The sequence below is a fragment of the Gilliamella intestini genome, from assembly GCF_900094935.1.
Classification (GTDB): Bacteria; Pseudomonadota; Gammaproteobacteria; order Enterobacterales; family Orbaceae; genus Gilliamella; species Gilliamella intestini.
The window spans coordinates 70,224-79,205 of sequence record NZ_FMBA01000007.1; the positions used below are offsets into that span (position 1 = coordinate 70,224).

The window sequence follows — 8,982 nt, forward strand, 5'->3', positions numbered from 1 at the left end:
ACTAAATTAACTTTAAATAACCGTTTAACGATGATGCTATTTAGCCATAAAATTAATTAAGTACAAATAAATAAAATACCAGAATCAGGGCAGTGCTCGACCAGCATGGTTTTGCTTTTCAGCAAATATTGGAAAGATAAGCAACTCTCTTTTATCCAGACTTTAACTGTCGGCTTTGGAATTTCACCAAATCTGCTAGACCTTAACTTATCAATAATTAACTGGATAATAAAATAATCATCACAGTTAAAAGGACAAATTAAGCGCTCGTGGGCTATACCACCGGTAGGGACTTACACCCCGCCCTGAGAATTTTGCCAAAACATTGGCAAGTCACACTATAATACAAAATGATAAAAAACACACGGAGATTTTAAAACGAAATATTGCCGCAAAATGCGGCAATAATAGAAAGTGAAGAATATTAATGCATACGGGTTTCATTTATTTTACGTCGTTCAGTTTTACGCATCCATAACCATGAAATAAACCCTATAATTCCAACGATCAATAAAATAATAGTTGCAAGCGCGTTAACTTGCGGATCAACCCCTAATTTTACTTTAGAGAAGATCAATTTAGGTAAAGTCATTGCCCCAGGTCCTGTTACGAAATTAGCAATCACCACATCATCAAGTGATAAAGTAAAGGCTAATAACCAACCAGAAACTAGTGCTGGTGCAATCATTGGTAATGTAATAATAAAAAACACTTTCAATGGATTAGCACCTAAATCTAAAGCAGCCTCTTCAATTGATTTATCAAGTTCACGCAGTCTTGCGCTAATTACCACTGTCACATAAGCCATACAGAAAGTTGTATGCGCCATCCAAATAGTAATTGCACCACGATCTTTTGGCCACCCAAGAATTTGCCCCATACCAACAAACAAAAGCAATAATGCTAACCCGGTAATAATATCAGGCATAACAAGCGGTGCTGTTGTCATAAACGAAAACAGATTTGCGCCTTTAAATTGTTTAAAGCGAACAATAGCATAAGAAGCAAGTGTACCTAAAACTGTTGCAAAACTCGCTGCACACGCGGCAATTGCTAAACTCAGACCAACAGCTTTAAATAGTTCTTCATTATGCATTAGCTCAAAGTACCATTTAGTTGAAAATTCTGCCCATACCGTAACTAAGCGAGAACTATTAAATGAGTAAACAATTAAAATAATCATTGGGATATATAAAAATGAAAATACCACCAATAAAATAAGCCCTTTAAGGCATCGAAAAATAAGCGCTAATGTCACAATCACTGTCACAATCAAGCTAAATATTAAACTATTAACATATAAGCTTATATTGGTAAGTAAACCTAACCCAGCCGAACTAATCAGTACTGATAGTATTAACGAGCCCAATAGTAATGAGATAAATACAATCACAGAAGATCGCAAAATAACAGGTAAATCATTCATCTATTTACCCTCCATTTGTCGGCTTTGAAATTTATTAAAATAGTAAATTGGTACTATCAAAATCAACAACATAACAGTCGCAACCGCAGCTGCTGCAGGCCAATCGGTATCTCGAGAGAATATAGTCCAAATCTGCGTACCAATCATAATGCTTTGGGATGGCCCTAATAATTCAGGTATCACATATTCACCAACGGCTGGAATAAACACTAGCATACCACCAGCAATAATGCCATTTTTGGTGAGTGGCACAATAATTTTAAAAAAGGTTTTAATTGGCTTACAACCTAAGTCTAATGCGGCTTCAATTAACGTCGAATCTACTTTACTTAATGAAGTATAAATCGGTAATACCACAAACGGTAAATAAGAATACACAATACCAATATAAACAGCCAAATAGGTTTTTATAATCACAAGTGGCTGATCAATAACCCCTAACCACATTAAAAAGTGATTTAACAAACCTTCTTGATTTAAAATACCAATCCACGCATAAACTCGAATTAAAAATGATGTCCAAGATGGCAAAATAATTAATAATAACAAAATATTTCGTGTGGATTGTTTACATTTTGAAATTGCCCATGCTAATGGGTAACCAATTAAAATACATAATATGGTTGAAATAGCTGCAATTTTTAATGATTCTAAATAAGACTCAAAATAAATATTATCATTAACTAAATTAATATAATAACCAAAATTCAAAGCAATATTTAGTAGCCCATCATCATAACTAAATAAATCAGTATAAGGAGGGATGGCAAAGATTTTTTCAGAAAAACTAATTCTAAAGACAATTAAAAATGGTAATAAAAATAACAATAACATCCATAAATAAGGGATGGCAATAACAATTAAACGCCCATAAAGTGTCATCAGATCAGTATCTGAACGTTGTTGCTGCATCTTTTTATAAGCAAAATAAATTGCCACAAGCCCAGCAGGAACAAACAGTACACTACCTGCAATAATCAGCCGATAAGCAAATTTAGATGGCTTATAATTTGCTAAACATAATCCCACACATGACAACAAAAAACTTAATGTCATCGCGGTAAATAGTGCATCTAAAAATAAGTTATCAAATACCCCTGTTGTCACAAAACGCCAATAAACATTGAGCAACACAAATGCATTTAACAACAATCCTAATACAATGGATCGCATTATGATATCCTCTTTTGTTTATTCAGTAAGCACAACACAACTATCTACTTCCCAACTTAAGTTAACTATGTCACCCCAAGTTGGCATACCTTTACGATAACGATATTCATTTTGAAGCTGTGCAATAATAATTTGCCCGCTTGGTAATTTAACATGATAAATCGACAAATCCCCAAGATAAGCAATTTCGACCACTTCACCAGTTGCCACATTGTAGCCATCTTCTGGAATTTCGTCGCAAAGTTTAATTTTTTCAGGACGTAGTGCAACTTGTGTTGGCACACCTTCAACCGCTGGCGAATCATAATCGACTTTTAACGGACGCTTAATCATAGGACAATTAATGATCAAACCGTCTTCTTGTGTTTCTTGCAAAATACCATCAAAAACATTTACCGAACCAATAAATTCGGCACTATAACGGCAATTTGGATGTTCATAAATCTCTTCAGGCTCACCGATTTGTACAAATTGGCCTTTATTCATAATGGCAATACGCCCGGCCATGGTCATAGCCTCTTCTTGATCATGAGTTACCATCACGCACGTTGCGCCCACCTGTTCTAAAATGCTCACTACTTCAAGTTGCATACGATCGCGAAGTTGTTTATCTAACGCACCCATTGGCTCATCAAGCAACAATAATTTTGGACGTTTGGCTAAACTTCTGGCTAAAGCCACACGTTGTCTTTGACCGCCAGATAATTGATGCGGTTTACGCTTACCAAATTGCTCCATATGCACAAGGGCTAACATTTCATCAACACGCTGTTTTATTTCGGTTTGTTCTAATTTATCTTGTTTTAAACCAAAGGCAATATTCTGCTCAACCGTCATGTGAGGAAATAAAGCATACGATTGAAACATCATATTAATTGGACGATCATAAGGCGGAACTTGTGATAAATCCTTACCATCAAGAATAATTTGCCCCGATGTAGGCTGCTCAAAACCAGCAAGCATGCGTAACAATGTAGATTTACCACTACCTGACGCACCTAATAAAGCAAAAATTTCGCCGGTGTAGATAGTCAAGTTGACATCATCAACAGCATAATAATCATCATTAAAAACTTTAGTTAAATTTTTGATCTCCAAAAGTGGAGTTACCATCTTTTTTTTAGGCTGCACCTGATTTGTTGTTTTATTGTTCACTCTATTTTCCTCATAACAACAAGCCAAAAAAAACGAGACGGAAAGGCTAAATAACCCATCCGTCTAGAATTATTATCTAAATTCGATATACAAAATATCGACTATTTACCAGTTTTAAGTTTAGTCCATGTACGAGTAATTACGCGCTCAAGTTTAGGATCTTTAACTTGTAAAGTGAATAGTTTTTCCATCACTTCTGGTTTTGGATAAACCGCTGGATCGTTTTTCACCTCTGGTTTTACAAAATTGTCATTTGCTTCTTTATTGGCGCTAGCAAAATTCACATCGTTGGTGACTTGTGCGGCAATTTCAGGCTTCATAACAAAATTTAAAAATTCATGCGCTTCATCAGGATTTTCAGAATCTTTTGGAATAGCAAAAGTATCAAAGAAGACTAATGCGCCCTCTTTTGGAATTTGATAACCAACATGCACACCATTTTTTGCTTCGTTAGCTCTATCTCGTGACTGTAAAATATCGCCAGACCAACCTAAAATGACACAAATATCACCATTTGCCAAATCAGTAATATATTGTGAAGAATGGAAATAACGAATATTTGGTCTCACTTTCTCTAACAACTCGTAAGCCGCACCAGTATAATCTTTAGCATCAGTACTGTTTGGATCTTTACCTAAATATCGCAGTGCACTTGCAAAGATTTCAGTTGGCGCATCTAAAAATGCCACACCACAATCTTTTAGTTTTTCCATGTTTTCTGGTTTAAAGACTAAATCCCAGCTATCAACTGGTGCGTCTTTACCCAAACGTTCTTTAACTTTATCAATGTTATAACCGATACCTGTTGTCATCCATACATAAGGGATAGCATATTTATTGTCAGGATCATGCGTTGCCATTAACTTCATTAAATTTGGATCAAGATTTTTCCAATTTGGTAACTTGCTTTTATCTAACGGTAAATAAACATCTGATTTAATTTGTTTAGCTAAAAAGCTATCAGAAGGTGAAACCACATCAAAACCAGAATGGCCTGCCAGTAATTTGCCTTCAAGGATTTCGTTTGAATCGTACACATCATAAACAAGTTTGATGCCTGTTGATTTTTCAAAATCAGAAATAGTATTAGAACCGATTTGACCCGCCCAATTGTAAAAATGTACAACACGATCTTTAGCAATAGCAGATTGAGATAACGCTAGTGAAACACCAGCCACGATTGAAAGAATTGTTTTACGTTGAGTAAACATGCTCACCACTTCTCCTCTTGTAGGGATATTACATGTTAGACACAAGCCCATTGCAAAGACACAACGGACCCCCAAATTTTGCTATTGACGTTATTAACAATGAATAAATCACCAACATAATAAAACGCCTAGCGAAACCGAGGTAATCAGGCAATCACAAGTCATTAATAAAATAAATGAACAAGTAGAGCTAACCTTGCATTACGAGGGATAAAATACCTTTTTTTTTCGAGATGTCTACTTAAAAAATCAAATATTAAAACTTTCTTAACTGAGTGGCTATGTTTTAACCACTCACAAGATAATAAACAGTATTTAGCAATTAATTAACCGTTATTATTCGGCAGTAGCTTGCATAGTTTTACTATTAGGTTGCCAAACGCGGTATTTTACTTGTAAATCATTAGGAACATAAAAAACTAACGGTAAGCTACTGTTATAATTTAACAAACCTAAATTATGGCTAATTGTCACAAACTCGTTTTTATTGCTACCTTCAGGACACGCCATTAATGTTGATAAATTGCCAACGGTCTTTTCAACAACATAATAAGAATATCCCCAGCCTTTAAGCTCTTCTTGTTTAACTACGCCACCTAAATTATGAAAATTACAATCAACGTTCATCTCTTTACCAATAATCACCTCAACTTTTGTATTGTTCTCATTAGTAATCGCTGGTAAATGAATAGCATAACGTGTAAAACCAGCTTGAGCTGTAGGGAATGGCGCCGTATCATTGGCATTTTGTGCTATAGGTTTCATTTTAGGCGAATTTGCACACGCAGTTAACGCCACACCTAATAATGTCAATAACATTAATTTTTTCATTTTTTAAATCTCCATTAACAAAATTAATTATAAACACCATCATATTAATTTGAAGTGATAATGCGTATAATAATACTATCAGAATTAATAAATATGGTAAAAAAATGCCAGTAGAAAAAAACACGACTGACTTATTAAAACTAATTTTAAACCTTTTAATTATCGGATTACTAATCATTATTACCTATCGTGTTGTTGAAGCTTTCTTATTCGGATTCTTCTGGGCGGTGATGGTAGTTATTGCCACTTGGCCATTAATGATAAAAATTCAACAAAAATTATTTAATAAACGTTGGCTATCGTTACTGGTTATGGCTCTGATATTGGCTCTTGTTTGCATTATACCGTTCATATTAATTATTAGTTCGGTAGCTCAAAATAGCCATCATCTTATTGAATGGGCAAAAACACTATCTCATCAAAAACTACCTACACTTGACTGGCTTGAAAGCGTACCTGCCTTTGGACCTGAACTACACCAAAAATGGTTAACGCTAATTCAAACTGATGGTTCTGACTTAGTATCAAACATACAACCCTATATTGGTATAATGATAAGTTGGTTACTTGAACAGGCCACCAACATTGGTATATTCATCTTTCATGCAGGTGTGATGATCATTTTTAGCCTATTACTCTATTTAAAAGGTGAAAGCATCACCAAATATGTCTACCTACTAGCCAATCGATTATCAAAACAATATGGCGCAACTACAGTCACATTAGCAGGTCAATCCATCCGCGCTGTAGCGCTTGGCGTTGTAGTTACCGCTATCACCTTAGCCTTAATTGGAGGATTAAGTTTTGTATTTACTGGAATGCCATTATCTGGTGTGCTAACACTCATCTTATTCATTTGTTGTGTGGCACAAATTGGTCCTGTAGTTGTTATGCTAGGATGTATCTGTTGGCAATTTTGGATGGGCAACACCGTTTCAGGTATTATCTTAATTGTTGTTGCTATTATATTGACCACTTTAGATAGCGTAATGCGAGCCTACTTAATCAAAAAAGGTGCCGACTTACCTTTTTTGCTTATATTATTTGGTGTCATTGGCGGATTACTAGGTTTTGGTATAATGGGGTTATTTATTGGTCCAGTAGTACTGGCATTAACTTATAAAATAATTCAAACATGGGTTGATGAACAATCTTAAACCATTTATCATCACCCACAATAAAGCATAAACAAATTGCTAATACATAAAGTGGCACAAGCAAAAATATACATTTAACTAAAAACAACTTAGCAAGAATGCACACAAATAGGAAGGAGCGTTATTTTTACTGATCGTATTTAGGTTACTTTAGATAAAACGCTAACGTAACAGATCAGTTATAATAATATATAAATCATGCGAATACCATTTATAAAATACAATCATCAAAAACATCTTGATGAATTAGCTAAAATTCAACAAAATGCAGATCAATACCAAATTATATATAATCCTAAAGCCTATCGACTGGCTTTACTTGAAAGCATAAAAGAAGCTAAGCATCGTATTTATATTGTTGCACTCTATTTAGAACAAGACGAAGCTGGTAGAGAAATCCTTAACGAGCTATACCAAATCAAACAACAACGCCCAAACTTAGATATCAAAATATTTGTTGACTGGCACCGTGCACAACGTGGACGAATTGGCGAAGACAAAGCCCACACCAATGCCAACTATTACTACCAGCTAAAACAGCAACACCCAGAGATCGACATTCCGATTTATGGCGTTCCAGTAAACCGCCGTGAAGTACTTGGTGTATTGCATTTAAAGGGCTTTATTATTGATGACACCGTCATTTACAGTGGCGCAAGTATTAATAACGTCTATTTACACAAACGTGAAAAATACCGCTACGACCGCTACCACTTTATCACTAATCCGTTATTAGCCGATAGCATGGTGCAATTTATCAACGACCACTTTATGCCATATCAAGCTATACAGCTACTTAACGCTGGCACACACAAAACGCGCAAACAGATCAAATCCGAAATCAAAGCTCTGCGCCAACACTTAATGGATGCAAGTTACCAATATGACGGCAATTCCGACAACGACACCTTATCGGTTGCCCCAATAATGGGACTTGGGCGTAATAACTCACTAAATAAAATCATCCATCACTTAATCAACGTAACCGAACAAAAAATTATTTTTTGTACGCCATACTTTAATTTGCCTAACATCCTAGTGCGCGACATTATTCGCCTGCTACGCAAAGGACGCCAAATCGAATTGATCATTGGCGATAAAGAGGCTAACGACTTCTATATTCCACCTGATCAACCCTTTAACATATCAGGCGGATTACCTTATTTATACGAAATCAACTTAAGAAGCTTTATTGAACGTTTACAAAATTTTATTGATAAAGAACAACTGACCATAAGATTATGGAAAGACGACGCGCAAACCTATCACCTAAAAGGCATCTGGGTGGATGACAAATGGGCGCTCATAACTGGTAACAACCTAAATCCACGAGCGTGGCGCCTTGACCTTGAAAACGGCATATTAGTGCATGACCCAAAACAAGAATTAAGTGATAAGTTCACCCAAGAACTGAACACCATTCGTCAAAAAACCACGTTGATAACGCATTTTCAACAAATCCAAGCAAGCCAATTTTATCCCAATCAAGTTCATAAGTTGATAAAGCGACTAACTCGCATCAAAGTGGATAGGATTATTAAGCGGCTATTATAACTGTGGAGGGAATGAATAAAAAATTTAATAGATTGTTTGAATTTTGTAACGGAATTAACCACCAACTTTATTTGCAAACACACAAAATTTAGGATGGATTCGAAATTTTATCCAATCGTTGGTATAAAGTATTTTCATAATATTATTTTTCCCAATGCACCATGTCGTAAGGGTAGTATGGTTGGTCTTTTAGAGTGCTGTCGTCTAAGCCGAGTATTTTGGCTAACGCACCACTTTCAAAGCTCCAATAGCCTGTATGAATATTCCATTTGCTTTTATGACCATCATGCCAACCAAAATCAGAATGTCCTCTATACCACTCTTTTTGCAGGTATTTTTTTAATCTTTCTAGGGCTGCGGTTTTATCTGTTTGGGCCAATGAAATAATGTCTTGGGTTGCTTTATAAGGTCTTGGAAATTCAAACTTTGCCGTTTGCTTTCCCCATTGGGTACTGTTTTGTAAAAGAAAATCAAC

General features: G+C 35.4%; 8 protein-coding genes and 1 riboswitch. Of the genes, 2 read left to right on the forward strand and 6 right to left on the reverse strand.

What is annotated here, in order from left to right; all coding sequences use genetic code 11:
* Window positions 1-139: 139 nt before the first annotated feature.
* Window positions 140-317: riboswitch (FMN riboswitch) on the reverse strand.
* A gap of 107 nt (window positions 318-424) precedes the next feature.
* The 5 genes from GA0061080_RS03310 to eco form a co-directional block, all read right to left on the reverse strand.
* Window positions 425-1,261 (reverse strand): ABC transporter permease subunit, encoded by an 837-nt coding sequence (locus GA0061080_RS03310; protein ID WP_439330216.1) that lies wholly within the window; start codon window positions 1,259-1,261, stop codon window positions 425-427.
* Window positions 1,262-1,426: 165 nt separating this feature from the next.
* On the reverse strand, window positions 1,427-2,338 hold the full coding sequence (locus GA0061080_RS03315) for an ABC transporter permease subunit (protein ID WP_091121016.1): 912 nt from the start codon (window positions 2,336-2,338) through the stop codon (window positions 1,427-1,429).
* Between the two features lie 279 nt (window positions 2,339-2,617).
* The gene (gene potG / locus GA0061080_RS03320) at window positions 2,618-3,754 is read right to left on the reverse strand and encodes a putrescine ABC transporter ATP-binding subunit PotG (protein ID WP_245174431.1); all 1,137 of its coding nucleotides are present in this window, start codon (window positions 3,752-3,754) and stop codon (window positions 2,618-2,620) included.
* A 101-nt stretch (window positions 3,755-3,855) separates the two neighbouring features.
* Window positions 3,856-4,965 (reverse strand): extracellular solute-binding protein, encoded by a 1,110-nt coding sequence (locus tag GA0061080_RS03325; protein ID WP_091120978.1) that lies wholly within the window; start codon window positions 4,963-4,965, stop codon window positions 3,856-3,858.
* 336 nt (window positions 4,966-5,301) lie between these two features.
* Entirely contained in the window at window positions 5,302-5,796 is a 495-nt protein-coding gene (eco, locus tag GA0061080_RS03330; RefSeq protein ID WP_091120981.1) for a serine protease inhibitor ecotin, read from the reverse strand.
* 104 nt (window positions 5,797-5,900) lie between these two features.
* Between eco and ydiK the strand changes: the two genes are divergently transcribed.
* Window positions 5,901-6,953 carry an AI-2E family transporter YdiK gene (gene ydiK / locus GA0061080_RS03335; RefSeq protein ID WP_091120987.1) on the forward strand — a complete coding sequence of 351 codons (1,053 nt, stop codon included), beginning with the start codon at window positions 5,901-5,903 and terminating at the stop codon, window positions 6,951-6,953.
* Window positions 6,954-7,151: 198 nt separating this feature from the next.
* Window positions 7,152-8,507: a CDP-diacylglycerol--serine O-phosphatidyltransferase gene (gene pssA / locus GA0061080_RS03340; RefSeq protein ID WP_091120991.1), complete on the forward strand. Its 1,356-nt coding sequence runs from the start codon at window positions 7,152-7,154 to the stop codon at window positions 8,505-8,507.
* Window positions 8,508-8,649: 142 nt separating this feature from the next.
* Here the strand turns inward: pssA and GA0061080_RS03345 are convergent.
* On the reverse strand, window positions 8,650-8,982 hold a 333-nt coding region (locus tag GA0061080_RS03345), incomplete at its 5' end, for a DUF1911 domain-containing protein (RefSeq protein ID WP_141683083.1).